Source organism: Pseudooceanicola lipolyticus, assembly GCF_002786325.1.
GTDB classification, from domain to species: domain Bacteria; phylum Pseudomonadota; class Alphaproteobacteria; order Rhodobacterales; family Rhodobacteraceae; genus Pseudooceanicola_C; species Pseudooceanicola_C lipolyticus.
This window is the reverse complement of record NZ_PGTB01000334.1, coordinates 1-1,522: the sequence shown is the minus strand read 5'-3', so window position 1 is coordinate 1,522 and position 1,522 is coordinate 1. Positions and strand designations below refer to the sequence as shown.

The 1,522-nt window shown below is 67.7% G+C and carries 1 protein-coding gene and 1 pseudogene; one reads left to right on the top strand and one right to left on the bottom strand.

The genetic code is table 11. The annotated features are described in order from the left end of the window. Positions 1–120, top strand: a pseudogene (gene hemH, locus CVM52_RS27530) (ferrochelatase); the annotation flags it as partial. A 73-nt stretch (positions 121–193) separates the two neighbouring features. On the opposite strand, the gene glpX reads toward hemH, so the two are convergent. Next, a complete protein-coding gene (glpX, locus tag CVM52_RS25665; protein ID WP_100165054.1) occupies positions 194–1,159 on the bottom strand; it encodes a class II fructose-bisphosphatase in 966 nt (321 codons plus the stop codon). Between the last annotated feature and the right edge of the window lie 363 nt (positions 1,160–1,522).

Below are 1,522 nucleotides of genomic sequence, written 5' to 3'. Positions count from 1 at the left end.
CTGGGCGAATTCCTGTCGGACCAGCGGGTAATCGACTATCCGCGATGGAAATGGCAGCCGCTGCTGCAACTGATCATGCGCCGGGTTTGGCCTGCGCGCGCCGATTTGGCAAGCGGTGCAAATGCCACGGGCCGCGCCCCGGCTTGGGGCGCGGCCCGCATAAACTTCCGCCGGAGCTAACCAGCGGCGGCGATCACTCGACCGGGGTGCGGTATTCCATCCGCCGCACCGATCCGGTCTTCGACCGCATCAGCAGCGTGGTGCAGGTGACCCAGCCGGGCTCGCGCCGGATGCCGGGCAGCAGGGTGCCGCCGGTGACGCCGGTGGCGGCGAAGATCACGTCCTGGGTCACCATCTCGTCGCGCTTGTAGATGCGGTCCAGATCGGTGATCCCGGCCTTTTCGGCGCGGCCTTTTTCGTCGTCATTGCGGAACAGCAACCGGCCTTCCATCTGGCCGCCCATACATTTCAGTGCCGCCGCGGCCAGCACGCCCTCGGGTGCGCCGCCGGTGCCCATATACATGTCGATGCCGGTGGTGGCGCTGTCGGCGCAGTGCATCACCCCGGCGACATCGCCATCGGTGATCAGCCGGATCGCCGCCCCGGTCGAGCGGACCTCGGCAATCATTTCCTCATGGCGCGGGCGTTCGAGGATGCAGACGGTGATGTCCGAGGGTGCGCAGCCCTTCTCGGTGGCCAGCGCCGAAACGCGGGTGGCGGGCGGCATGTCGAGCGTCACCAGCCCCTCGGGAAAGCCCGGCCCGATTGCCAGCTTGTCCATATAGACATCCGGCGCATGCAGCATCGAGCCGCGCGGGCCCATGGCGATCACCGTCAGCGCGTTGGGCATGTCCTTGGCGGTCAGCGTCGTGCCTTCCAGCGGGTCCAGCGCGATATCGACGCCGGGGCCGTTGCCGGTGCCGACCTCCTCGCCGATATAGAGCATCGGCGCCTCGTCGCGTTCGCCTTCGCCGATCACCACGACACCGGCGATTTCAAGCAGGTTGAGCTGTTCGCGCATGGCATTGACGGCGGCCTGGTCGGCGGCTTTTTCGTCGCCGCGCCCGACCAGAGAGGCCGAGGCCAGCGCCGCCTGTTCGGCAACACGGGCAAGACCCAGGGAAAGCATTCGGTCATGAAATTCGACTGGAGTGGGCATGGGTCCTCTAAACGCTCATTGTTATGCTGTTTCGGGTGATACCGGGATCGGCAGATGCGCGCAACGATCACCGCGCCTGAACCGGCGCGATGACAAGGCGGCTGTGGCTTTCTGCGCCGAATGCAGCACAATCCCCGGGCTCAAGACCGGATTGGCCGCCGCGGTGTTCCGGGCGGCCGCCAGGCCGCCCGGGACGGTGGTCAGTTCAGCACCCGGCGCAGAGGCGCGATATGCCGGACCAGCAGCAGGTCGAACAGGATCACCACTACCAGCGCCAGGCCTGCCAGCGGGAAGGCCAGGCCAATCGCCGCCACGATCACCGCGGCGCCGGTCCAGAACGGCGCCGCGCGCGGGCGGGGCGGG

Bases quoted from the DNA above. Each gene is read 5' to 3' on its own strand.
- glpX (WP_100165054.1), bottom strand. From the start codon at position 1,159: ATGCCCACTCCAGTCGAATTTCATGACCGAATGCTTTCCCTGGGTCTT.